Genomic DNA, 25443 nt, shown 5'->3' on the forward strand with positions numbered 1-25443 from the left:
ATTTCCTATTAAAATGAAATATTTGCAAAATTAACTTTTGACAATTTTTTCTAAAAAATGTTAAAAAAAGGCTCGAATTAAATCGTTGGAATTGTCAATTTCTGACACGATTTTTCACTGGACAAACTATGATTGGTATTTTTGGGTTTAACAGTTTTTGGCAAGGTACAGAGGTACAGAGAGGCAAAGGGAGAGAGGTTTGTTTATCTAGTTTTAAAAAATACAGTGGCACAGAAAATAAATATTTTTCTTTGAAGATTTTTGTGGTTTTACGTAAAAATGGTTACATATCATATAGATAAAAACGTTATCCCGTTATGTTAGACGCACTGCAGTGCGTCTCTACGAATAACATCGCAAAAAAACCTTTGAACCTGTGAACCTTTGTTTCTGTGAACCTAAAAAAGAAAACCTTAGTCCCGAGGCTTCGTGATAGCAACTCAGAATCTTAGCAACTTCAAAAAAACCTTTGTACCTTTGCCTCTCAAAACCTTTGAATCTTTACCTTGAGATATTTTATTCAATTTGCTTATAACGGAACACATTATCACGGCTGGCAGTTTCAGCCGAATGCATCATCTGTTCAGGAAACTTTAAACAAAGCGCTTTCTGTTTTATTAAATAGTACTATAAATGTTATGGGCGCCGGAAGAACTGATACAGGTGTTCATGCACAGGAAATGTACGGCCATTTTGATTTTGAAACGAAAATTGATGTGCCGAATTTAATACATAAATTAAATTCTTATTTACCAAAAGACATTGCGATTTTTAATCTCATTTTAGTAAAAGATGACGCACATTGCCGATTTGACGCTACAAAAAGAACATACGAATACCATATCAATACTGTTAAAAATCCATTTTTAGAGGAATTGAGCTGGTATTTTAATCAAAAATTAGATGTAGCTTTGATGAATGAAGCAGCAAAGATTTTATTGAATCATACCAATTTTCAATGTTTTTCGAAAGTAAATACAGACGTAAATACATTTGATTGCACGATTTTTGAGGCGTATTGGAAACAAGAAAATAATAAGCTGATTTTTACTATTTCAGCGAACCGTTTTTTAAGAAATATGGTACGCTCTATTGTAGGAACCCTAGTCAATATTGGTTTGCATAAAATTTCTTTAGAAGATTTTGAAAATATTATCGCCAGTAAAAGCAGAGAAAAAGCTGGATTTTCTGTTCCGGCGCATGGTTTATATTTAACCAAAATTGATTATGATTATTTATAGCAATAAGCAATAAGCAGCAAGCATTAAGCCAGTTGCTTAAGCATAAAAAAAACAAATGAAAGCAAAAGCATTCGATACCGGATTATTCAAACGAATTTTAACTTATACCAAACCTTATAAATGGCGCTATTACGGCGTTATTCTTTTTGCGGTATCGCTGTCGATTTTTGCAGCACTTCGCCCTTATTTATTAAAAGAAACGGTTGACGGCTATATAAAGACACACGATAAACAAGGTTTATTAATGTATATTGTTTTGATGGGCGGTGTTTTGCTTATGGAAGTTTTCTCCCAATTTTATTTTGTATACTGGGCCAACTGGCTTGGTCAAGATATTGTAAAAGACATTCGAACAAAACTTTTCAAGCATATTTTGAGTTTTAGAATGAAATATTTTGATTTGGTTCCGGTTGGACAATTGGTAACCAGATCAGTTTCTGATATTGAATCGATTGCAAGGATCTTCAGTCAAGGATTGTTCATGATCATAAGTGATTTGATGAAAATGCTGGTGGTTTTAATTTTTATGTTTTACATGAACTGGAAACTGACTTGGATTGTTGTGGTTGCGATGCCGATCTTGGTTTTTATTACCCGAATTTTTCAGCGTAAAATGCAGGTTGCATTTGAAGAAGTTCGTACTCAGATCGCGAATATGAATTCTTTTGTTCAGGAACGCGTTACAGGAATGAAAATCGTTCAGCTTTTTAACCGTGAAAAAATTGAAGCTGAAAACTTTAAAAACATCAATGACAAACATAGAGTTGCTTGGATAAAGACAATTTTATACAACTCGATATTTTTTCCCATTGCTGATATTATTTCGTCTATTACGTTAGGTTTAGTGGTCGTTTACGGTGGATTTAAAATTTTGAACGGCGATCATTTTACCACTTTTGGAGATTTATTTTCATATACAATGTTCATCGGAATGCTTTTTAACCCATTGCGCCAGATTGCAGATAAGTTTAATGAGATGCAATTGGGAATGATTGCAGCCAATCGTGTTTTTGATATTATTGACACACAAGATCATATTCAAGATACTGGAACTCTAGAAGCGCCTATTTTCGATGGAAGCATTGAATTTAAAGCTGTTCGTTTTAGTTATATTCCGGAAGAAGAAGTTATAAAAGGTATTGATTTATCTGTGAATGCCGGACAGACGATTGCGATTGTAGGCTCGACTGGAGCAGGAAAATCGACTATAATTAATTTATTGAATCGTTTTTACGAAATCAACAGCGGTACTATTTTTATTGACGGACATAATATTGAAAATTATACTTTGGCTTCATTAAGAAAACAAATTGCTGTGGTTTTGCAGGATGTATTTCTGTTTGCTGATACGATTTATAATAACATTACTTTGCACAATCCTGAGATTACACGCGAACAAGTGCTAAATGCGGCTAAAAAAATTGGTGTGCATGATTTTATTATGAGCTTGCCTGATAATTATGATTTTGATGTGAAAGAACGCGGTGTAATGTTATCTTCAGGACAACGCCAATTAATCGCATTTTTACGATCATATGTAAGCAATCCCAGTATTTTGATTTTAGATGAAGCAACCTCATCGATAGATACCTATTCAGAAGAATTGATTCAGCGTGCAACAGAAACTATTACAAAAGGAAGAACTTCTATTATTATTGCCCATAGATTGGCGACAATTGTAAATGCAGATAAGATTGTGGTAATGGACAAAGGACTAATTGTTGAACAAGGAACACATCAGGAATTACTCAATAAAACTGATGGCTATTACAAAAACCTATACGATTCGCAATTTTCAGTAGCTAATTAACGCTGCGAAATTTCCTATATCATTTATTTTCAAATTCTTACAAATAATTTAGACATTAAAACTATGATACTTCATTGTATTTTATTTAAAGTAAGCTAACTATAACTTAATACTATTAGTTGCATTCTTACAAATAAATAACTAAGTTTGAAAAATAAATAATCATTTAAAAAAACCATGAAAAAAAAATTACTAATTATCGTTTTATTTTTAGCCTGTTCGGTTAATGCGTTCTCAATGCAAATTTTTGTAAAAACATTGACTGGAAAAACTATAACTCTTGAGGTTGAATGTTCAGATACTATTGATAATATTAAGGCTAAGATACAAGATAAAGAAGGAATTCCCCCTCAATGCCAAAGGTTAATATTTGCAGGAAAACAACTTGAAGACGGAAGAACATTATGTGATTATAATATTTTAAAAGAGAGCACAATACATATGGTTCTTAGCAATCCTTGTCCATAATTCTAATTAATTGTTTCTTAAAGAAAAAGAAAATGACATGGGTTTGAATACCTTTAATAGATTTTAAAACAGTTATTACTTAGGTTTCAAATACAATATAGAATCAAATGACATTCCTAAAAAGTGTGTACATTAAAAACAATAGGGTTCAACTTGAATTAAAGTTGAACCCTATTGTTTTTAAATATAGTTAAAGAAACAGCATTAAAGAGTATAAAACATCACCATCAAAAAGTCGAACTTATTTTAACTGTTCATCTTTAGAAAATGAGCCTATTTTCAGCAGTAAAAAAGAAATTAATAATTTTAAAAATTGGTTAGGTCAATAATTTAATGATCATTTATCTTAAATTTCACTCTTTTTTCAAAAATAAAAAACTACATAATTCACAATTTGTGATTAAAAACCCGATTAAAAACTATCGAAATCGCTTTAAAACGTTAAATTAGCGTTATAGAAATCATAAAATTGATCTTTCATAATCAACAACATAGCGGTAATTTTTTGTTTATTATTTATCTTTGAGAATATAGAAATCAAATGTAAAAGAAAATGCCACAAAATAGATTTTATCCAAACGAACAGTTCAAAGAAATAGAAATAAATGCTTCATTACAATTACGTTATGCCATTTCAAACAGAGGACGCTTAATTAGTTTTACTGATGAAATTGAAAACGGACGTCTCTTAAAAGGCGGTTTAAGTGATGGATATCCAACTTTTAGATTTAAAGTCAAAAAAGACGATAAAATCGTTAACAAATACCTCTTTTTGTACAAATTAGTTGCGCAATATTTTATTCCGAAAGAGTCAGAAGAACAAACTTATGTCCTGCATCTTGACTATAACAGAAGCAACGATGATGTAAGCAATTTACGTTGGGCAACAAAAGCAGAAATGATGGCGCACAGCCGTAAAAGCCCGCGTGTGATTCAGGCAAAAAAAAACCTAATCGAACACAACTTAAAAGCAGACGGAAGAAAATTAACTACTACAAAGGTTATGCTGATCAAGAAAATCTTGTCTCGACCTGAACAAAAAACACGTCTTAAAATGATCGCAAAACAATTTGGCGTTAGCGAAATGCAAATTCGAAGAATTGCAAGCGGAGAAAACTGGGGACACGTTAAGGTTTAATTGTATTTTTTGTAAAATGTAAATAGTAAAATGTGAAATGTGAATCCAAATTGGGTTTCATCTCACATTTTACTTTTTTTATTTCACTTTATAAAGTTGCATTTCACATTTTACAATGAACATTTTACATATCTAAAGTGTATTTTAAAATAAATCCTTAAATTCGCAATCACAAATAACAAAAGAAAAATCGGAAAATGAGTTTCGGAATTAAACTTCATTTTCGGTAATAAATACTAAAAACCAAAAAAATGAAATACGACGTTATTGTTTTAGGAAGTGGCCCTGGCGGATATGTAACAGCTATTAGAGCTTCACAATTAGGCTTTAAAGTAGCTGTAGTTGAAAAAGAAAGCCTTGGTGGTGTATGTTTAAACTGGGGATGTATCCCAACAAAAGCATTATTAAAATCAGCTCAGGTTTTTGATTACTTAAAACACGCTTCTGATTACGGATTGAAAGTTTCTGAATTCGATAAAGATTTCCCAGCAGTGGTTCAAAGAAGCCGCAGTGTTGCTGACGGAATGAGCAAAGGGGTTCAATTCTTAATGAAAAAAAACAAAATTGACGTTATTGAAGGTTTTGGAAAACTAAAACCAGGAAAAAAACTTGACGTTACAGATAAAGACAATAAAGTTACTGAATATAGCGCTGATCACATTATCATCGCAACTGGAGCTCGTTCTCGCGAGTTGCCAAACTTACCTCAGGATGGTGTAAAAGTAATTGGTTACCGTCAGGCAATGACATTGCCAACACAGCCAAAATCTATGATTATTGTAGGTTCTGGAGCAATTGGAGTTGAGTTCGCTCATTTCTACAATTCTATGGGAACTGAAGTTACTATCGTAGAATTCATGCCAAACATTGTTCCTGTTGAGGACGAAGACATTTCAAAACAAATGGAGCGTTCTATGAAAAAAGCAGGAGTTAAAATTATGACTAAAGCTTCTGTTGAAAAAGTTGATACTACTGGAACTGGCATTAAAGCAACGGTAAAAACAGCAAAAGGAGAAGAAATTCTCGAAGCTGACATTGTACTTTCTGCAGTTGGAATTAAAACAAACATCGAAAATATTGGTTTAGAAGAAGTTGGAATTGCTGTTGACAGAGATAAAATCTTAGTAAACACATACAACGCAACTAACATTCCAGGATATTACGCAATTGGAGACGTTACTCCAGGTCAAGCCTTGGCTCACGTGGCTTCTGCCGAAGGAATTAACTGTGTAGAAAAAATTGCTGGTTTACACGTAGACCCAATCGATTACGGAAACGTTCCGGGTTGTACTTATGCAACTCCAGAAATTGCTTCTGTAGGTTTAACTGAAAAACAAGCTAAAGAAAAAGGATACGAATTAAAAATTGGTAAATTCCCATTCTCAGCTTCTGGAAAAGCAAAAGCGGCCGGTGCAGCTGACGGATTCGTAAAAGTAATCTTTGACGCAAAATACGGAGAATGGTTAGGATGCCACATGATTGGTGCTGGTGTTACAGATATGATTGCTGAAGCAGTTGTAGCCCGTAAACTAGAAACTACAGGTCACGAAATCCTTAAATCTATCCATCCTCACCCAACAATGAGCGAGGCTGTTATGGAAGCTGTGGCTGATGCCTACGGCGAAGTAATTCACTTGTAAAAAACATTGTGTTGATGCCTTGCATTGATGCGGTTACATATTATTTTCAATTTAAAAAATCCGATTTGTGAAAGCAAGTCGGATTTTTTTATTTCAACCTAAATCTTATTTCCATAACTTTATCACTAAATAAAAAAGTCATGAAAGAATTACGCATAGTCGAATTTCCATCCAATTTAGGCTTAAAAGAACCACAGCCCGGAAAAGAACCTGGCGTAAAAAAATTACCAGACTGGTTTTGGAAACACAATCTGCACAAAGCTCTTAATACTGAAAACATTATACGGCTTGATGCTCCAAAATATACCAATAGTAAGGATCCAGAAACGAATATTCTCAACGCAAATTCATTAGTACATTATGCCAGAGAACAGGCATATTTAATAAATAATCTGCTTACACAAAATAAATTTCCTTTTGTACTTGGCGGTGATTGCAGTATTCTTCTAGGACCAGCAATTGCTTTAAAACAAAAAGGCAATTACGGCTTGTTTTATCTCGACGGCCACACTGATTTTATGAATGTTTCGCTATCTGAAACTGGAGGAGTTGGCGGCATGGCAGCAACAATAGTAACCGGAAATGGGCATCAAAAATTGACTAATATTCTAAACTTAGCGCCCTATATAAAAGAAGACAATCTTTGGTGCGTAGGCAATCGCGAATACGACGATGAATACGAAAACGAAATCAGAAATTCTTCTGCCACTTATATCAGTCTTTACGAATTAAGAAAACAAGGCATTTTAAATTGTATTGAATCTTTTCTTACTCAAGTTAAAAACAAGAATCTAGACGGCTTCTGGCTACATATCGATGTCGATGTTTTAAACGATTCTATAATGCCATGCGTCGACAGCAGATCGCCCGACGGTCTTACTTACAACGAATTCAATGAGCTTACCTCCTATTTATTTCAAAGCGAAAAACTAAGCGGACTTGATATTACCATTTTAGATCCAGATCTTGACCAAACCGGACAATACACAAAAGATTTTGTAGATAATATAACAGACACTTTCAATACGCATATCTATTTTTAAGTTTAAAATTAGTCTATTAATTTGGGCGTTACCTTCGGCCGGGCTATCCGCTATATCTTTTTGTTTTTAAAGAAAAAACAAAAAGGATACCGCTCCTATCCCTAACGCAAAATCGTTTTCAAAATAAATTCTGTTTTTCAATTTATATTTTGCAATAAAAAACACTAATTTAGTTCATAATTGTATTACCATCAATAAATTAAAGTTTTCTATTATGAACGCATCCGTACAAGATTATAATAATTTACAAACCAGTGCAGACAAAGAAATCTGTGATCAATTAGCTTTTATAATCAATAAAAACTTGCCTGATGCCGAAAATAAAATCTGGCACGCACATCCGGTTTGGTTTTTAGAAGGAAATCCGATTGTGGGTTACAGCAAATTAAAAGGTTCTGTTCGTTTACTATTCTGGAGCGGTCAATCTTTTGATGAAGAAAAACTTTCGAATGAAGGTTCTTTCAAAGCTGCAGAATTTCGTTATACAGATTCTGCGCAAATTGTTAAAGAAGATATAGAACGCTGGATCACAAAAGCAATAGAAATACAATGGGATTATAAAAACATTGTGAAGCGAAAAGGAGTTTTAGAGCGATTAAAATAAAAATATATGATCGGAATATTAGTTGAACTTATCTTTTCTTGGTTATTGCTATACTGGTTTGATAAATCCAACTTCTCTGTTTTAGGATTTAAATTAACCAAAAGCAGGACTTTCAACTTTCTATTCGGATTTTTTACTGCTTCTCTTTTTTGTCTTTTCTACTATTTCTCGACTTCGAGTTTAGCAGATACGCATTACAGTATAAATCAAAATTTTACAACTTTAGATTTTTTAAAAAGTTCGTGGTGGGTTTTAAGTTCAGTATTATTTGAAGAACTTATTTTTAGAGGCGCTTTGCTTTATATTTCTATTAAAAAATTCGGTGTTAAGCGCGCCTGCATTTTTTCTGCAATTGCTTTCGGAATTTATCATTGGTTCACATTTGGCGCATTCGGAAATCCCATTCAAATGGCAATTGTTTTTGCAATGACTGCAATTTGGGGACTTATGTTTGCATTCGCATACGCAAAAACAAAAGCGCTTTACCTCCCAATCGGATTGCATTTAGGATGGAATTTAATAAATACTGTCATCTTCTCTAAAGGCCCGCTCGGTCATCAATACTTAATTATTGACAGCGACCAAAAGTTAGATGGACTTATTTCGCTGTTTTTCTTTGTTTTACAAATAATTGGATTACCAATTTTGACTTATTCATATCTAAAAAAATCCAATAATAGAAATAGGATCAGCAATTAATTCTTCTTTTTAAAAAATCAGTTTTTTTCTGAACTTTAGATTTCAGATAGTAAATAAACATTTTAAATATTAATTGTACTTTAGTTCAACCAAAATCACAATCTAAATCTAAAATCATGATGAGAAAAATTTTACTCATTGCCATTTTCCTTGTCGGAATTACTGCTTTTGCCCAGGAAAATAATTTTAAAATTCCTGATTATAAAGCAATTGAAAAAGCAATTCAAGATAAAAATTCTTCTTATTACTATCCTAAATTAATGGAAAGATTAGTCAAAAATGACACTCTATTAACGCATGATGATTATCGCCATTTGTATTTCGGATATGTTTTTCAGCCCAAATACAATGCTTTTTGGCGATCGCCAGACGAGAAAAAGCTTCACGAATTTTACAACAAAGAGCAATTAGAAACCAAAGATTATGATGAAGTTATAAATTTAATTAATCATTCTTTAAGCGATTTTCCGTTTGATTTAAAACAACTCAATTTTCTAGGTTATGTCTATCACTTAAAAGGCGATGATGATTTGGCACAAAAAACTTCTGTAAAATTTCATAGTATTATAAATGCTATTTTATCTTCTGGAGACGGGCAAAAATGCGAAAGTGGTTTTCATGTGATATTGGTTGATCACGAATATGTACTTTTGAATGTCTTCGAACTCGAAAGCAAATCGCAATCTTTAGTTGGCAATTGTGATTTTTTAAGTTTCGAAAAAGGAAAATATAAAGTAGACGGCATTTTTTTCAATATTGAAAAAATGCTGGAAAATGAAATGAAAGGATTGAAATAAAAGCGCATTAGTTTTAATACAATGAAAATAGTTGAAATCAGAAAAAGTGATTACGAACCATTAAGAACCTTATTCTTAAAAGAAAGGATTAATACTTTTTCTTGGCTTGATCCTTCAGAATTTCAATTAAAAGACTTTGATAGAGACACTAAAAGAGAATTTATTTTAGTTGCTCTTCTTAATAATGTTCCGGTTGGATTTATTTCGATTTGGATGAAAGGCAATTTTATTCACCATTTATACATTGACCAGCAATATCAAGGTCAAGGAATTGGAACTGAATTATTAAAAGCTACAATCGCAAAAACAGGTTTTCCTCTTTCTTTAAAATGTTTAGAAAATAATACCAAAGCTGTTCAGTTTTATTTTAGCAAAGGTTTTGTCGCTAAAGAAAGAGGACAATCTGAGCATGGAGGTTATATTTTGTTTGAGTTAGAAAACAAACTCTCTGTGTAGGATATACTTTTGCAACTATTTGTTATGACAAAAGAATGATTTTGTAAGGAATAAAGATACTTTTAATTAAAAATTAAATCCCATTGAAAAGAAAAGTTTTTCGATCCTTTGAAAAATAGACGTTATCTCTAGCCCCGATAGAAGCGATATCCTTTTTTCTGCTTCTTTAGCAGAAAAAAGATTTAGCGGATAGCGGGACGGGACATTGAATTGAAAACGATACCATTTGCTCCTAAAAAAAACGCTCTTCAAATTTTATCTGAAGAGCGTTTTTTTTTAATTAACTAAGAAAAGTGAATTGCTGAATAAAAGAATTCCGTTTTCCCAAAAACCTCTAAAAAGCGGATTATCCATCATATAAATTACACTTCCGTCGCCTCTTCTATCGACTGCAAAACTTACCGTTTCGTTTAGTTTTTTCTTGATGTTATTGCCCACAAAACCATAACTTACATAATCTTTTGGAATATAAGCCACGTTAATAGCACTCTTTAAAAGAGAAAAAGATCGCTCGTTGCTTTTAAGACTGAAATAACTATTTCCTAAGCCAAAAGCCATCGGATACGTTTTATCTAATTTATTTTCGATAATCGCACCCGGAATCGACCCTGAAATTTCTCTTCTCTCTGAACCTTCAAAATCTAAAAAGCGTTTTTTAAGTTCAATTTCCTTTTCTTCTTTCTCCGATTTTTCTTTGTCTTCTTTGCTTGCAAATAAACTCAAAGCGTAGCCTTCGCGATCCTGAAATAAAGAAATAGCACTGCTCATAGCAATTACTTTTCCGCCGTTTTTAATCCATTCGTCAATTTGCTTTTTTTGATCGTCTGAAAAATCATAAGAACCGTCAGAAAGAATTAATGTATTGTAATTATACAATTTAACTCGGCTAAAATTAGCCGTTTCAACAATACTTACCGGATAGCTTATTGTTTCGTCTAAATAATACCAAGTTGCGCCAAATTCGGTCGAAACCACACCTTTTCCGGATAACATTAAGATTTTTGGAGCTTTCAGCAAAACGAAATTCTCACCTCCTATATCTTTAGAATTGGTTGAAAATCCTGTGGTTATAAAACTATAATCAGTTTTTATTTTGATGATTTCGCTTACTGTTTTTTCAAAATCGGCTATTTTGGGATTATCGGCTCGGCTGATAATTAAACCGCCTGGTTCTATTGTAATGGTTCCAAAAACCGCTTTTTTCATAGCCGAACGTACTTTTACTCCCGCCTGATGCAATAATGAAACCACTTGCGCCGAAGTTCTATTGTTCCAAGGCACATAAAATGCGTAAACACTTGCCGGAACTGTTTTCTCAGCAGTTTCAATTTTGGCTTTTGTTTTTATCTGAACACTGTTTTTAACTGCATATGCTTCTACTCCATACGCCAACGGCAAAGCCCAAGCCGTAATATCATAGGACAAACTATCATTTAATTTTTGATTTGGTTCAAATAAAACCTGCGCCAGTACAGATCTTGGCTGATCTGCTCTTATGATCAAATCATTCGGTTCGATTTTAAAACTTTCTGTTTTTTTATTTTGATAATGAAATCCAGATGCAGTTCCTGACGCATCAGCATAACTGTATTCGATGTCGTTTTTCTTTAGCAATTCTGCCATTTGTTCCAATTTAGGATTGCTTTTTAAAACGTAAGTATTGTAAATCCCTTTTGCTTTTTTTCGCGCATTGGAATGAAAATCTCTAAAACCTTTCAATAAAACATCTTTCTGAGAAGCAGCACTTTCTACAACCGTTAAGACTGCTGTGGCGTGATGTGTTAATCTGTCTTTTATAGTCACATTTGCCCCGTTTTCCATGGTAACTTCTCGGCCAGCGCCTATTCCGCCCTGCTCTAATGTTAATCCGACAGCACCATTATACGTTGGATAAGTGTCGCCATAACTCGGATAAAACAAATCAAATCGTTCTCTAGTATTGTACATCCAATTTTGTTTGTCGAATTTCTGAGAGATATTTTTTCCTAAGACGTTATGAAAATCCTTTTGATATTGCTCGATAAATTCATGCAGCGGTTCTGCTGCGGGCGGAAAAAAGTAAGGCGAATTATAGCTCATTTCGTGCACATCTGTATGAACCTGAGGCATCCATTGATTATATAATTTAATACGCTGCTGTGATTCAACTTGCGTTTGCCAAGCCCAATCTCTATTCAAATCAAAAAGGTAGTGATTGTATCTTCCTCCTGGCCAAACTTCCATATGCTCTCTGTCGTATAAGCCGGGGTGATTTTTTTTGCCTGTTATTTCTCTAAGCCAATTTCCGTAACGCGAATAGCCGTCAGGATTTATACACGGATCAAGAATTACAACAGTATTTTTCAGCCATTGTTTCGTTGCTTCGTTCGACGGATTCAAAAGTTCGTACGCAACAGTCAAGGCACTTTCGGTTCCGGCAAATTCATTTCCGTGAACATTAAAACTCAGCCAAACGATAATTTTATCATCTGCAGAAGCGGTTTTGCTGTCCGACAATCCTATCGAAGCTAAATTGTTGTTTCTGATTTGTTCCAGATTTGCTAAATTTTCTGGAGTCGAAATATAGTAAACATTCAAGTCACGCTGTTCGTTTGTTGCCCCGTATTTTTGTTTTTTGATGTATTGAGACTGTTCTGTCAGATACTTAAAATAATCTTCGACCTGATGATAGTAACTAATTTGTTTTCCGTAATTCGGAATAAATTCTGATGGTGTTTTTAATTGTGCAAAAACAGAAAAAGAGGCGGTCAACAATAGTACTGCGGCGCAAAATGTTTTCTTCATAATTTGGATTAAATTTCTTGATGGCTAAAAATAAGGATTTACTTTATACTAATCTAAAAATCGAAATAAATATTACCATTTTAAACAAAAGATTGCATTATTGTTTTATAAGTCAACTATTACCAAAACAATCTTTAATATGGTTTTAATTTGTATTTTCGTTTAACAAAACAAAAGCACTATGGACAATTCTTTAAAGGAAATAGTTTGGCGCCAATTTGCAGGAAGTATTGATATGCTCAAAAATGCTGTTGACCTTTGTCCAGAATCACTTTGGGACACTGAAATACTATTTGGCTACAACGCTTTTCATACATTATTCTTTTTAGATTATTATTTAACTCTTGAACCCGAGGGTTTTGAACCGCCTGCACCATTTTCGCTTTCAGAATTTGAAGACAGAATGCCTGAAAGGATTTACACTAAAGAAGAGGTTTTGATTTATTTAGAATTCGGACGCGAGAAATTACGCCGCCTTCTTGCAGAAATGACTGATGAAATTTATAATAGCAATTGGGAAAACGAATCGAAAACCATGCGTTATAATGTTATCGAAATATTGCTTTATAATATGCGTCACGTACAGCATCATACCGCTCAGCTGAATTTATTGCTGCGTCAAAATATTGATAACGCTCCAGAATGGGTTTATGAGGCTGAAGATGGTCTTTATTAAATTATTATTGTCATGAATATTTTAATTGTTTATAACAATGTGAAAGAGATTAAACTAATTTTACTTAGATCGAGTACGGATTTTTACAGACTTAAAGATTTGTACAGAATGTTTTTAATTAAAAATTATACACTCCATTTATTATATGAATATTAAAAAAATTAAAGTCTATCACATCTTCTGGATCGTTGCTGTTATAATGTTGATAATCGGGCTATTTAATCCTGATAGTACAGTAGATATTAATGTTCATGATACTTATTTTGTTATAGCTAATTATCATTTAGCTATCGTTTTATTTTTATTCTACACTTTAAACGGTCTTGGGTATTGGCTGGTTCAGTACGTTTTCAAAAAACACTTGATAAAACTGTTAACTATAATTCATTCCGTTATTTTACTCGGAAGTTTTCTTTTATATTGGATTGTTTTCTTTTATAATCCTCGAACCTACACGAATACTAATTTTCCTCTATTAGATGATTATCAAAGTATAAATGTAGTTTTAGTGAGTGAGATTTTATTAATTCTTTTTATTGCAACCCCAATTTATATTATTAATGTATTGATTGGGATTTTTAGGAGAGACAAGTTAAATAAATTTTAACCGGAAAGACGCAAAGGTATTCGCGAAATTCATGATGAAAAAAAACAATCCGCGCAAACCTTTTTAAATCCGTACAACCGGCATACCTTCAAAATCTGTCTGAAACAACCCTCAAAATTGTCCTTTATCAACCCTAAAATATTGATTTTCAAATAGTAAATTTGTCACTCTAATTTATAAATCAAACAAAATGAGTGCAAAAGATTTCACCACAACTATATTAGTAGATCAGACTCCACAAGAAGTTTTTAATGCCGTTGCCAATGTTCGTGGCTGGTGGTCAGAAGAAATTGAAGGGAATTCGGCTAAACTGAATGACGAATTTGAGTATCATTATGAAGATGTTCACCGCTGTAAAATAAAATTAACTGAGGTAATTCCGAATCAGAAAATTGTTTGGCTGGTTGAAAAAAACTATTTCAAATTTACAGAAGACAAAACTGAGTGGACTGGAACAAAACCTACTTTTGAAATTTCCGAAAAAGACGGAAAAACAGCACTTCGTTTCACTCATTTTGGATTAGTTCCAGATTACGAATGCTTTGAAATCTGCCGAGATGCCTGGACAAATTATATTCAGAATAGTCTTCAAAAACTGATAACAACCGGAAAAGGAGAACCAAATGCCACGGGAAAACCTCAAACAGAAAATGAAAAGAAATTATCTGAAAACTAAAATTACCCACAGATTAATAATTAAAATGATAAAAAAATAAGAACTCATATTCTCCTATTTGGCAAAAAATTAGAATCTTAGCAACTGATTTTAGACTAAGACAATAGTAGATTTGGCTAAATCTATTCGTTTGTTGTTGCGCAACTTTGTAACATCAAAAAATAGAACGATGAAAATTATACTTACAGGTTCTTTAGGGAACATCAGCCAACCTTTAGCCCATATATTGGTACAAAAAGGACACAACATTTCGATCATCAGCAGTAAAGCTGAAAATCAAGACGAAATTGAAAAATTAGGCGCAAAAGCAGTAATTGGATCTGTAGAAGATGCAATATTCTTAACGAATGCTTTTACCGGAGCCGATGCAGTTTATTGTATGATTCCGCGTGCGAATTATTTCGATCCGAATCTTGATTTAGACGCTTTTACTAGAAATATCGGGAATAATTATGCCGAAGCCATTTCAAAATCGGGTGTGAAACGTGTGGTTTTCTTGAGCAGTATTGGTGCACATTTAAAACAAAACTCAGGTATTATTCAGCGCTATAATGAAATCGAAGGTGTTTTAAACCAACTTTCAGATGTTGCGATTACCTATATGCGCCCAACTTCTTTTTATTATAATTTACTGGCTTATATTCCAGCGATAAAAAATCAAGGTTTTATCAGCGCAAATTATGGTGGCGAAGAGTTGATTCCGTGGGTTTCTCCAAATGATATCGCAAGCGCCATTGCAGAAGAATTGACAACACCGCTTGATGGGAAAAAAGTTCGTTACGTTGCAAGCGAAGAAGTTAACGGAAATGAAACAGCACGTATTTTAGGCGAAGCGATTGGAAAACCAGATTTAAAATGGAAGTTAATAAGCGATGAAGAAGTCCTTAACGGATTGATTTTTGTGGGTATGCAGCCTAAAATTGCGGCAGGTTTAGTCGAAATGTACGCCGGACTTTACAACGGCTTATTAGGAGAAGATTATTACCGCAACAGACCAGCCGAAATGGGAAAAGTAAAACTGGCAGATTATGCAAAAGAATTTGCTTCAATTTATAATCAGAAATAAGTACCTTAGGCCATGGCAAATCAGCAACCGCATCGAATAAAAAGTATAAGCGAATTTCATGAATTTAGAGATTTGCCTAAACCGCAGCATCCGTTAATCAGTGTTTATAATTTTGATGATATTAAATACCTGAATGCGGAAGAACCTAAAAGTTTGATGCTGGATTTTTATTCTATTGCAATTAAAAGAAATGCCAATGCAAAAATGCGTTACGGCCAGCAGGAATATGATTTTAAAGAAGGTGTTTTGCTATTTATTGCGCCCGGTCAGGTTTTTTCTATTGAAGGAAATGCAGCACTAAAACATACAGGATGGTCATTATTGATCCATCCTGATTTTTTGTGGAATACTCCGCTTGCACAAAAAATAAAACAATACGAATATTTTGAATATTCTGTTCACGAGGCATTGCATCTTTCTGATAAAGAAGAGAATATGCTTATTAATATCGTCAAAAACATTCAGCAGGAATATCAGTCTAATATAGATAAATTCAGCCAAGACGTTATTATTGCCCAAATCGAATTGTTTCTTACTTACGCTGAACGTTTTTATAACCGTCAATTCATTACTCGAAAAATAAGCAATCATCAAATTCTGGCACGCTTAGAAAAACTGCTTGGTGATTATTTCGGCAGCGATTCTCTGGCTAAAAAAGGTTTGCCTACAGTTCATTATATTGCTGAAAGTTTAAATGTTTCTCCTAATTATTTAAGCAGTTTATTAAAGCTGCACACCGGACAAAGTACACAACAGCACATACACGATAAATTGATCGAAAAAGCAAAAGAAAAACTTTCGACAACAAATTTGTCAATAAGTGAAATTGCTTTTGAATTGGGTTTTGAGCATCAGCAGTCTTTCAGCAAATTATTCAAAACCAAAACAAATTTTTCTCCTTTAGAATTCAGACAATCTTTTAATTAAGAATAATGGAAAAATTCAACAACAAAAAACCAGCCAAAATGTGCTACGAACATATTGGCGGCAAATTGGGACAGCTTCTTATGAAAAATTTTGCAGATAAAGCATGGATTGCCAAAAACAAACCAACAGACAAGCACTTTTATATAACTGATTTAGGTCAAAAAGAATTGGAAAAACTGGGAATTGACGTTTCTAAAATTAAATCAGAGGAATTCTAAAACTTTTCAGCTTCCCTCATTTTTCCTTGAAAACATACTTCTAAATTTCATAACTTAGTTATCTTTTTATCCTTAAAATTATGACTAAGAAATATATAGCCCAAGACTTTTTAAAACTCGCTGCAAAAGGACATTCTCACGAAGCGTTCCGACTTTACATTGGCGAGAATTTCAAGCATCATAATGCTTATTTTAAAGGAGATGCTCAGACGCTGATGCTGGCAATGGAAGAATCATCACGAAAAAATCCGAATAAAACTTTTGAAATTCATCATGCTTTAAGAGATGGAGATTTGGTTGCAGTTCATTCGCATGTAAAACAAAATTCAAATGACTTGGGCGCTGCCGTCGTTCATATTTTTAGGTTTGAAGCAGATAAAATAGTAGAACTTTGGGATTTAGGACAACCAATTCCTGCTGAAAAAATTAACGAAAACGGAATGTTTTGATTTTTAACCGCAAAGTACGCTAAGATTTTTTTTACATCGCTTTATAACTAGAACACAAAGTTCGCAAAGCTTTGTGTTGATCAAGCTTTGCGAGCTTTGTGTCGTTGTTAAACATACTGCTACATAAAAATCTTAGCGTGCTTTGCGGTAAATTTATCTCCTTTTAACCTGAACCTTAAACAAAAAACAACTTTACAAAATGAACGCTACTTTTAGAATTTGCTCTTTATTATTTTTCCTTTTCCTGTTTTCAAACTGCAATTCATTCGCTCAGAAAAAAGACGACTATTCAGCTAAAATCGACAGCTTGATTCAAAACACAAAAAATCCAGTATTTAATGGCGTGGTTTTGATTTCGAAAAACGGAAAAACATTATATTCTAAAGCGTATGGTTTTGCTAATTTTGAAACTAAAAAACCTCTAAAATTAGACAGTCAATTTGAGATTATGTCGAACAGCAAACAAATTGCTGCGGTTTTGATTTTGCTGGAAGCAGAAAAAGGTAAAATCGATTTGAATGCGCCAATAAAAAAATACCTGCCAGAACTCAAACAAAGCTGGGCAGATTCTGTAACTGTTCATCAGCTTTTAAATCATACACACGGAATTGTCGATTTGCAGAAGCCGCTTGCTTTTAAACCCGGAACCGATTTTAAATACGGAAATTTAAGTTTTAATCTTCTGGGCAAAATAGTAGAATTCAGCACCAAAAAAAGGTATGCTGAAGCAGCTGAAGCTCTTTTTAAGAAATTAAAAATGAACCATACTTTTTGCTATTCAAAAGACAAAGCACAAAATATAGCGACCGGATATATTAATACAAAAAATATTTTAGATCCAAAAAATTCATCACAGATTACACCAGAAAGTTTTGGTGCAGATGGCATTATTTCTACTGTTTCAGATTTAGCCATTTGGAATAATAATCTTCATAAAGGGAAAATTCTGAAACCGGCATTCTACAATCAAATGGTTAAAAATACAGTTTTGTCGCAACACAATTTCTTTGGAAAAGAAAAAGACGGTTATGGTTATGGCATAAGAACTATTGAAAAAGAAACTGTAAAATATGTTGGGCACACCGGTTTGGGCGACGGATTTTCTTCTGTAAATTTGTATTTTCCTAATAGCGATATCAGTTTGATTGTTTTAGAAAATGAGATGAATGAAAGTTCTGATTTGTTTTATATTTCTGAATTCAAAATCAAAACCATTTTATTGAAAAGCGATCTACTTAATTCAAAATAAAATACGATGGCAAAAAATAAAACCACAGAAACAGAAAGCAGTGTTGTTGATTTTATAAATACTGTTGAGGATGAAATTAAAAGAAATGATGCTTTCGAACTGATTAAAATAATGCAAAATACAACCGGGTTTGAAGCTAAAATGTGGGGACCGAGTATTATTGGTTTTGGCAGTTATCATTACAAATATGAAAGCGGACATGAGGGTGATGCGCCGCTTGCTGGATTTTCTCCTAGAAAAGCGGCTATTTCGCTTTACGTATATCTTACTCCTGAAAATAGAGAAGAATTACTTTCTAAATTAGGCAAACACAAATCGGCAAAAGGCTGTATTTACATCAAAAAACTAATTGACATTGATGCTGAAATTCTCAAAAAAATGGTTTTGCTTTCTGTACAAAATTTAAATAAATTGTATCCTTCAAATTAAATTGTGACCGTCACAAAAAAATAAAATACCACACAAAAAAATCATGATCTTAATAATATCTATTCTTCTATTATCTGTTATTTTTTACTTTTTATTACATCCAAGATTTGGAAAAAAACCTTCTGGAGAAAGATTGGCTTTAATACAAAAATCGCCTCAGTATAAAAACGGAAAATTCGAAAACGAAAACTTTACGCCTGAACTTGCAGAAGGTTATGGTTATTTTGATATTTTAAAACAATTTTTCTTTAAGAAAGTAGATCGCAAAATTCCGACTGATATTATTCCGTCTGTAAAAACCAATTTATTAGAAATTCCGTTAGAGCAGGATATTCTGGTTTGGTTTGGGCATTCTTCTTATTACATTCAGCTTGAAGGCAAACGTTTTCTAATAGATCCTGTTTTTAGCGGCAACGCCTCTCCTATTTACGGAACAACAAAAGCATTTAAGGGAACTGATATTTACACAGCCGATGATTTTCCAGAAATTGATTATTTATTGATGACGCACGACCATTATGATCATCTAGATTATAAAACGATTATGCAGTTGAAACCAAAAATAAAAAAGGTAATCACAGCACTTGGTGTTGGTTCACATTTTGAATTTTGGGGTTTTCCTGTCGAAAATATTATCGAAAAAGACTGGCACGAAAAAATAGAATTAGATCAAAATTTAACGCTTTATACTACTCCATCTAGGCATTTTTCTGGAAGAAGCATTAAGCGATGCAACACGCTTTGGACTTCGTTTGTTTTAGAAACCAAAGATTTTAAAATGTATTTGGGAGGCGACAGCGGTTATGATTCTCACTATGCAGCAATCGGCGAAAAGTTTGGACCTTTTGACATTGCACTAATCGACAATGGTCAATATAATCCGGCATGGAAATACATTCATAATCTGCCAGAAGATGTCATAAAAGCAATGAAAGATTTGAAAGCAAAAAGAGTATTTCCGGTTCATTCGTCTAAGTTTGCATTGGCTCTTCATGCTTGGGATGAACCGCTTATAAAAGTAACCGAATTGAATTCCAATTCAGAAAACCCAATTCCGTTAATTACTCCTAGAATTGGAGAATTGGTAGAACTTAAAAATGAGAATCAGGAATTTCAGCAATGGTGGAAAGGGATTAGATAAATTTTAGATTGAAACCCAAACTAAAAAACACTTGGTTTTGTCATTTCGACCAAAGGGAGAAATCACACACTTAACTCAACAAAGACTGGCGATTTTCTGTGCAAAATATCTTGTGTGATTTCTCCCTTTGGTCGAAATGACATACTTTGCGTAAAATGAATCAAAACATGAAACATGAAACAAAAAATAAACTTCTTAGCAATTGCTTTTTTATTAACATGCAGCGTATTTTCTCAAAATACATATGTGTTTTTGGGATCGTATAATAAAGATGTTACAGCAGAATCAATTCAGGTTTATCAATTGGATACGTTAAGCGGAAAATTGACAAAAATAACAGCGGCAAAAAATGTCATTAATCCATCTTATTTGACCTTGTCTCCCAACGGAAAATTTCTTTACGCCTGTACAGAAACCAAAACGCCGAACGCAGGAAGTGTGAGCAGTTTTGAATTTAATCCTGAAAATAAATCGCTGACTTTTTTAAATAAACAAAGCAGTGGTGGAGAAAATCCGGTTTATGTTTCGGTTCACAAAAACGGAAAATGGCTCGTAAATGCAAATTATACAGAAGGAAGTGTTTCCGTTCATCCGCTTTTAGAAAATGGAAAAATCGATTCGCTTGCGCAGAATTTTCAATACAGCGACGGAAGCGTTCATAAAGAGCGCCAAACTCGTTCGCATGTGCATTCTGCAGTTTTTTCGCCTCAAAATGATTATATCTTTTTACCTGATTTAGGCGCAGATAAAATTCGGTGTTATGGTTTTGACGAAACACAAAAACAGCCTTTAATCGAAACAAAAAATCCGTTTTTAAAAACCGACTTAGAAGCCGGGCCAAGACATTTTACTTTTCATCCCAATCAAAAATTCGGGTATTGTATTGAAGAAATGGCAGGCGCGATAAGTGTTTACGAATATGTAAACGGAACTTTAAAAAAGATACAGCGAATCAATGCACATCCTGATAAAATAAAAGAAGGTTTTGAGAGTTCTGATATACATATTTCGCCTGACGGAAAATTTCTATACGCCACAAACCGAGGTAAAGAAAACAATATTGCCATTTTCTCTATTGACGAAAATGGCCTTTTGAAAAATATTGGTTATCAATCGACTTTAGGAAAACATCCTCGAATTTTTGCCATTGATGAAAGCGGCAAGTTTTTGGTTGCGTCGAATGTTCTCACTGGGAATGTGATTGTTTTTAAAAGAGATCCCAAAACGGGATTACTAAAGAAAGTTGGTAAAGAAATTAAAATGGAAAATGTTTCGTGTGTGCAGATTAAACGGATTTAAAATTGTTTTGCCATCCCGAGGAACAAGGGATCACACTAGTTTATCGACAAAAATTGGCGAATTACAGACTGGAATTCTTGTGTGATTCTTCGTTCCTCAGAATGACATACTCTACGAGTAATCTCAATTAAAAAACTAACTATAAAAACATAAAAATGACACCACTATATTTCAACTTACAACCCGATTTTTTAGAAGATGAAATCGTAAAATTAATTCCTTTAGAAGAAAGTCATTTTGAAGAGCTGTTCAAAGTTGCTTCAGATCCTTTAATTTGGGAACAGCATCCTGCAAAAGACAGAAGTAACAGAGAAGGTTTTAAAACTTTCTTTGAAGCAGGAATAAATTCTAAAGGCGCTTTTTTAATTTTACATAAACAAACCAATGAAATTATAGGAACTACCCGTTATTACGATTATAAACCAGAAAACTCGAGTATTGCGATTGGATATACTTTCTTAGCAAGAAAATTTTGGGGCGGACCTTATAATAAATCCTGTAAAAAATTATTGATTGATTATGCTTTTCAACATGTAAACTCTATAATATTTCATGTTGGAGCAGAAAATTTCCGTTCTCAGAAAGCCGTTTTAAAATTGGGAGCACAAAAAACGAATACAATGGTAGTTGTTAATAATGGGATAAATTTACCCCACTTTGAATATGAACTGAAGAAGCGTAATGAATTATAAGTTATGAGTTAGAAGTTAGAAGTTAGAAGTTAGAAGTTAGAAGTTAGAAGTTAGAAATCAAACTAGAGTCATCCGTTAATTATTGTGGCGTTTAAGCCAAACTCACAGCTTATAACCCACTACTCATAATTCAAAACCTCATAACCCATAACTCTTAACCCTTAACCCACAACCCACAACCCATAACTCCAAAAAAAATGAAAAGAATTACAGTTTTCTGTGCCTCAAGTTTTGGTACTGATAAAATTTACGAAGAACAAGCAATTGCGCTGGGTAAAACTTTAGCCCAGCAAAACATAGAATTAGTATATGGAGGCGCAAATGTTGGTCTTATGGGCGCTGTTGCAGATGGAACTTTAAACGCAGGCGGAAAAGTTATTGGCGTTCTTCCTAACTTCTTAAGATCGAAAGAAATTGCGCATCTTGGTTTAACCGAATTGGTTTTGGTCGAAAGCATGCACGAAAGAAAAACTAAAATGAGTGATTTGTGCGATGGTGTTATTGCGCTTCCCGGCGGTTTTGGAACTCTTGAAGAGCTTTTCGAAATGCTGACTTGGGCACAATTAGGCTTGCACAAAAAACCAATTGCTATTTTAAACATTAATGGTTTTTACGACTCTTTGATTGAATTGACAGAAGTTATGGTGGAGAAAGGCTTGCTGAAAGATGCCAATCAAAAAATGCTTTTGGTAAGCGACAATATTGATGATTTGCTGGAACAAATGAAAAATTATGTTCCGCCAACTGTTGGAAAATGGATTGACAGTAAGAAGTTATGAATTGTAAATTTTGAATTGTGAGTGTTAAATTGAAATTTAAATCATGATTTCAGAATTAAACAATTAGAGTTATATTTACATTTCACTTCTAACTTTTAAATCTTACTAAAATGAAAGTAGAAAACAACCACTTTGCAAAAGCTGAAATGCTGATTAGAAAACCCGTTTCAGAAGTTTTTCAGGCTTTTATTAATCCGGAAATTACTAGTAAATTTTGGTTTACAAAAGGCTCCGGAAAATTAGAACAAGACACTACAACCGAATGGACTTGGGAAATGTATGGTTTTTCATTAACCGTAACCACTCATGTTCTGCAGGAAAATAAAAAAATTGTAATCGAATGGGGAAATCCTGATGAAACTACAATCGTCGAATGGGTATTTCATCCGTTAAACGAAAATGAAACTTTTGTGAGTATTACAAATTCAGGCTTAAAAGGAGATTCAGATAAAATAATTGATCAAGTTCGAAATTCGACTGAAGGTTTTACATTGGTTTTAGCGGGTGCAAAAGCGTATTTAGAACATAAAATTCAGCTGAATTTGGTTTTAGATCGATTCCCGAAAGGACTTGCTTAAAAAAGTTTCAGGTTTCAAGTTTTTTTAGTTTCAAGTTCTGTACGCAACATGAAACTTGAAACCTGAAACTTGAAACAAAAAAACCAAACCTCATGGAAATAAAAAAACCTGAAAACATAGACGAATACATTGGCGGATTTCCCAATGAAGTTCAGGAAATTTTGGAGAAAGTTCGAATGACGATTCAAAAAGCTGCGCCAGAAGCCAAAGAAAAAATCAGTTATTCGATGCCGGCTTTTGAACAGAATGGGATTGTAGTTTATTTTGCTGCTTTTAAAAATCATGTTGGCTTGTATGCTTTGCCGAGTGGTCACGAAGCTTTTCAGGAGGAGCTTTCACAATATAAATCCGGAAAAGGTTCTGTACAATTTCCTTTAAATAAACCAATGCCTTTTGACTTGATTACTAAAATTGTAAAATTTAGAGTAAAAGAAAATCTAGAAAAAGCAAAAAAGAAATAACTCTAAATGAATTTAAAAGACCATTATACTCAACTTTATAAAAAGTCTTCCGAAGCTATTTTAGAGGGAGATTACAAATTAGACACGCATATTACCGACACTTCTGATTCGCGATTCGGACTTACTTTATTGATTCGGCCTTCGAAAGAAATAAAAGATAATATTCAAACCTTTTTAGCCGAATTAAATGCAATTGATGCAAGACAATATTATTATCCTGATGCTGATTTTCATATTACAGTAATGTCTATTATTTCGTGTTATGCAGGTTTTACTTTAGATAAAATAAATATTGAAGAGTATATCGAAATTATTCAAAAAAGTTTGGTTGAAGTAGATGAAATCAAAATCAAATTTTGGGGCGTAACAGCTTCAAATGATGCCATAATGATTCAAGGTTTTCCTGCTGACGAAACGTTGAATATTTTGCGAAACACACTTCGGGAGAACTTCAAAAAATCGAATTTAGAACAAAGTATCGACAGCCGATATGCAATTGCAACAGCACATTCTACAATAATGCGTTTTCAGGAAAAACTTCAAAATCCTGAAAAATTACTAGATGTTGTTGAAAAATTCCGTGATTATGATTTCGGAGAATTTACCGTTGAGAAATTAGAATTAGTTTATAACGATTGGTATCAGCGAAAAGAAAACACAGTTAATTTATGTGATTTTTATTTAAAATAAAATTATTTAAACTTTCCGAAATGCCACAAAATACCCGACGGATCATGCAGAAAACATTCGCTTCCCCAATCTAAATATTGAATCGGAACTAATTTTGCAGTTGGATATTTTTCAGTTAAATTCAAATCTAAAAGTCTTGCATAATAACTTTCTACATCTTCAACTTCCAAAAAAACCATGGTGTTGTCAATCCATTCTTTCGCATAATAATCTTGAAGATAAAAAGCGATTTCTTCTCTTTTAAAAACCGAAAAATTAGGCCCTAAAATTATTTCTTCAAACCCCAAATCTTTATAAAAATTTCTTGAGATTTCGAAATCTTTAGATCCTATAAATGGCCGTATTGATTTTATCTTGTTGCTCATATTAATATCGTTATTTAATTTTACTTACGAAAACCATTCAAGTCCTTTATCAAGTTTAATAAGGAAATCTGTAAATGAAGTTCCTATTTCAACATGATATTTCGAATTTAAATCGATAAAAGGTGAAAGTATAATTTTTACATTATTCTTATTTGAATCAATTTCAATTCCAATAAATTCACCGCTTCCATTTGTACCAATTCCAATAGTTGCAGTTAATTCTTCAACAATTTTATAACTTTTATTAGCTTCAATAATTTCTTCTAAACTCCAAAGTTTTATAAACTCAACACCAATAAACTGGTCAATGCCAAAATAATTTTCAAGATAAAATACATAATCTTCGGGAAGTTTTAAATTAGAATAATATTCAACATCTGAAACTTCAACCAAAGCATTTATATCTCTTTTAGGAAAACTATATTTTTTAAATATCTCTTGTAGATTTTCCTTCATAATTA

Annotated in this window: 28 protein-coding genes; 25 read left to right on the top strand and 3 right to left on the bottom strand. The window is 33.0% G+C overall.

Going from position 1 to position 25443, the window contains the following annotated elements; genetic code table 11:
• Positions 1-506 precede the first annotated feature (506 nt).
• The 10 genes from truA to IRZ83_RS12660 all read left to right on the top strand — a co-directional run bounded on the left by truA (position 507) and on the right by IRZ83_RS12660 (position 9896).
• A complete protein-coding gene (gene truA, locus IRZ83_RS12615) occupies positions 507-1241 on the top strand; it encodes a tRNA pseudouridine(38-40) synthase TruA (RefSeq protein WP_194569223.1) in 735 nt (244 codons plus the stop codon).
• A 55-nt stretch (positions 1242-1296) separates the two neighbouring features.
• Complete coding sequence (locus IRZ83_RS12620) at positions 1297-3051, top strand: ABC transporter ATP-binding protein (protein WP_029272994.1); 1755 nt, start codon at positions 1297-1299, stop codon at positions 3049-3051.
• 177 nt (positions 3052-3228) lie between these two features.
• Positions 3229-3519, top strand: a complete 291-nt coding sequence (locus tag IRZ83_RS12625) for a ubiquitin-like protein (protein ID WP_228515148.1) — start codon at positions 3229-3231, stop codon at positions 3517-3519.
• A gap of 553 nt (positions 3520-4072) precedes the next feature.
• Complete coding sequence (locus IRZ83_RS12630; protein ID WP_029272992.1) at positions 4073-4657, top strand: NUMOD4 domain-containing protein; 585 nt, start codon at positions 4073-4075, stop codon at positions 4655-4657.
• A 251-nt stretch (positions 4658-4908) separates the two neighbouring features.
• Positions 4909-6297, top strand: a complete 1389-nt coding sequence (gene lpdA, locus IRZ83_RS12635; protein ID WP_194569225.1) for a dihydrolipoyl dehydrogenase — start codon at positions 4909-4911, stop codon at positions 6295-6297.
• A gap of 140 nt (positions 6298-6437) precedes the next feature.
• Positions 6438-7340 (top strand): arginase family protein, encoded by a 903-nt coding sequence (locus IRZ83_RS12640; protein WP_194569227.1) that lies wholly within the window; start codon positions 6438-6440, stop codon positions 7338-7340.
• A 214-nt stretch (positions 7341-7554) separates the two neighbouring features.
• A complete protein-coding gene (locus IRZ83_RS12645) occupies positions 7555-7944 on the top strand; it encodes a DUF1801 domain-containing protein (protein ID WP_194569230.1) in 390 nt (129 codons plus the stop codon).
• Between the two features lie 6 nt (positions 7945-7950).
• On the top strand, positions 7951-8643 hold the full coding sequence (locus IRZ83_RS12650) for a CPBP family intramembrane glutamic endopeptidase (RefSeq protein ID WP_194569232.1): 693 nt from the start codon (positions 7951-7953) through the stop codon (positions 8641-8643).
• A gap of 116 nt (positions 8644-8759) precedes the next feature.
• Positions 8760-9440 carry a DUF4919 domain-containing protein gene (locus IRZ83_RS12655; RefSeq protein ID WP_228520692.1) on the top strand — a complete coding sequence of 227 codons (681 nt, stop codon included), beginning with the start codon at positions 8760-8762 and terminating at the stop codon, positions 9438-9440.
• 21 nt (positions 9441-9461) lie between these two features.
• Positions 9462-9896 carry a GNAT family N-acetyltransferase gene (locus IRZ83_RS12660; protein WP_029272986.1) on the top strand — a complete coding sequence of 145 codons (435 nt, stop codon included), beginning with the start codon at positions 9462-9464 and terminating at the stop codon, positions 9894-9896.
• 276 nt (positions 9897-10172) lie between these two features.
• Here IRZ83_RS12660 and IRZ83_RS12665 read toward each other — a convergent pair whose 3' ends face one another.
• A complete protein-coding gene (locus IRZ83_RS12665) occupies positions 10173-12680 on the bottom strand; it encodes a M14 family zinc carboxypeptidase (protein WP_194569234.1) in 2508 nt (835 codons plus the stop codon).
• Positions 12681-12861: 181 nt separating this feature from the next.
• On the opposite strand from IRZ83_RS12665, the gene IRZ83_RS12670 reads away from it, so the two are divergent.
• The 15 genes from IRZ83_RS12670 to IRZ83_RS12740 all read left to right on the top strand — a co-directional run bounded on the left by IRZ83_RS12670 (position 12862) and on the right by IRZ83_RS12740 (position 24617).
• Complete coding sequence (locus tag IRZ83_RS12670) at positions 12862-13356, top strand: DinB family protein (RefSeq protein WP_194569236.1); 495 nt, start codon at positions 12862-12864, stop codon at positions 13354-13356.
• 797 nt (positions 13357-14153) lie between these two features.
• Positions 14154-14639, top strand: coding sequence for an SRPBCC family protein (locus IRZ83_RS12675; RefSeq protein ID WP_194569238.1), 486 nt, complete (start codon positions 14154-14156; stop codon positions 14637-14639).
• Positions 14640-14808: 169 nt separating this feature from the next.
• Positions 14809-15705, top strand: a complete 897-nt coding sequence (locus IRZ83_RS12680) for an NmrA family NAD(P)-binding protein (protein WP_194569240.1) — start codon at positions 14809-14811, stop codon at positions 15703-15705.
• A gap of 12 nt (positions 15706-15717) precedes the next feature.
• Positions 15718-16632, top strand: coding sequence for a helix-turn-helix domain-containing protein (locus IRZ83_RS12685; protein ID WP_194569242.1), 915 nt, complete (start codon positions 15718-15720; stop codon positions 16630-16632).
• A gap of 5 nt (positions 16633-16637) precedes the next feature.
• Positions 16638-16850 carry an ArsR family transcriptional regulator gene (locus IRZ83_RS12690; protein ID WP_194569244.1) on the top strand — a complete coding sequence of 71 codons (213 nt, stop codon included), beginning with the start codon at positions 16638-16640 and terminating at the stop codon, positions 16848-16850.
• 80 nt (positions 16851-16930) lie between these two features.
• Complete coding sequence (locus IRZ83_RS12695; protein WP_029272978.1) at positions 16931-17299, top strand: nuclear transport factor 2 family protein; 369 nt, start codon at positions 16931-16933, stop codon at positions 17297-17299.
• Positions 17300-17498: 199 nt separating this feature from the next.
• A complete protein-coding gene (locus IRZ83_RS12700; RefSeq protein WP_194569246.1) occupies positions 17499-18548 on the top strand; it encodes a serine hydrolase domain-containing protein in 1050 nt (349 codons plus the stop codon).
• Positions 18549-18554: 6 nt separating this feature from the next.
• Complete coding sequence (locus tag IRZ83_RS12705) at positions 18555-18977, top strand: DUF1801 domain-containing protein (RefSeq protein WP_194569248.1); 423 nt, start codon at positions 18555-18557, stop codon at positions 18975-18977.
• 43 nt (positions 18978-19020) lie between these two features.
• Positions 19021-20118, top strand: a complete 1098-nt coding sequence (locus IRZ83_RS12710; RefSeq protein WP_194569250.1) for an MBL fold metallo-hydrolase — start codon at positions 19021-19023, stop codon at positions 20116-20118.
• Between the two features lie 174 nt (positions 20119-20292).
• Positions 20293-21417: a lactonase family protein gene (locus IRZ83_RS12715; protein WP_194569252.1), complete on the top strand. Its 1125-nt coding sequence runs from the start codon at positions 20293-20295 to the stop codon at positions 21415-21417.
• A 155-nt stretch (positions 21418-21572) separates the two neighbouring features.
• Positions 21573-22109: a GNAT family N-acetyltransferase gene (locus IRZ83_RS12720; RefSeq protein WP_194569254.1), complete on the top strand. Its 537-nt coding sequence runs from the start codon at positions 21573-21575 to the stop codon at positions 22107-22109.
• 197 nt (positions 22110-22306) lie between these two features.
• Positions 22307-22888, top strand: a complete 582-nt coding sequence (locus tag IRZ83_RS12725; protein ID WP_194569256.1) for a TIGR00730 family Rossman fold protein — start codon at positions 22307-22309, stop codon at positions 22886-22888.
• Between the two features lie 110 nt (positions 22889-22998).
• The gene (locus IRZ83_RS12730) at positions 22999-23466 is read left to right on the top strand and encodes an SRPBCC family protein (protein WP_029272971.1); all 468 of its coding nucleotides are present in this window, start codon (positions 22999-23001) and stop codon (positions 23464-23466) included.
• 92 nt (positions 23467-23558) lie between these two features.
• On the top strand, positions 23559-23927 hold the full coding sequence (locus tag IRZ83_RS12735) for an iron chaperone (protein ID WP_194569259.1): 369 nt from the start codon (positions 23559-23561) through the stop codon (positions 23925-23927).
• A gap of 6 nt (positions 23928-23933) precedes the next feature.
• The gene (locus tag IRZ83_RS12740) at positions 23934-24617 is read left to right on the top strand and encodes a 2'-5' RNA ligase family protein (RefSeq protein WP_194569261.1); all 684 of its coding nucleotides are present in this window, start codon (positions 23934-23936) and stop codon (positions 24615-24617) included.
• 2 nt (positions 24618-24619) lie between these two features.
• Here IRZ83_RS12740 and IRZ83_RS12745 read toward each other — a convergent pair whose 3' ends face one another.
• Positions 24620-24982 carry a glyoxalase gene (locus tag IRZ83_RS12745; protein WP_194569263.1) on the bottom strand — a complete coding sequence of 121 codons (363 nt, stop codon included), beginning with the start codon at positions 24980-24982 and terminating at the stop codon, positions 24620-24622.
• A gap of 24 nt (positions 24983-25006) precedes the next feature.
• Entirely contained in the window at positions 25007-25438 is a 432-nt protein-coding gene (locus IRZ83_RS12750; protein ID WP_194569265.1) for an SMI1/KNR4 family protein, read from the bottom strand.
• Positions 25439-25443: the final 5 nt, after the last annotated feature.

Origin of the sequence: Flavobacterium sp. JLP (assembly GCF_015350755.1) — a bacterium.
GTDB lineage: Bacteria > Bacteroidota > Bacteroidia > Flavobacteriales > Flavobacteriaceae > Flavobacterium.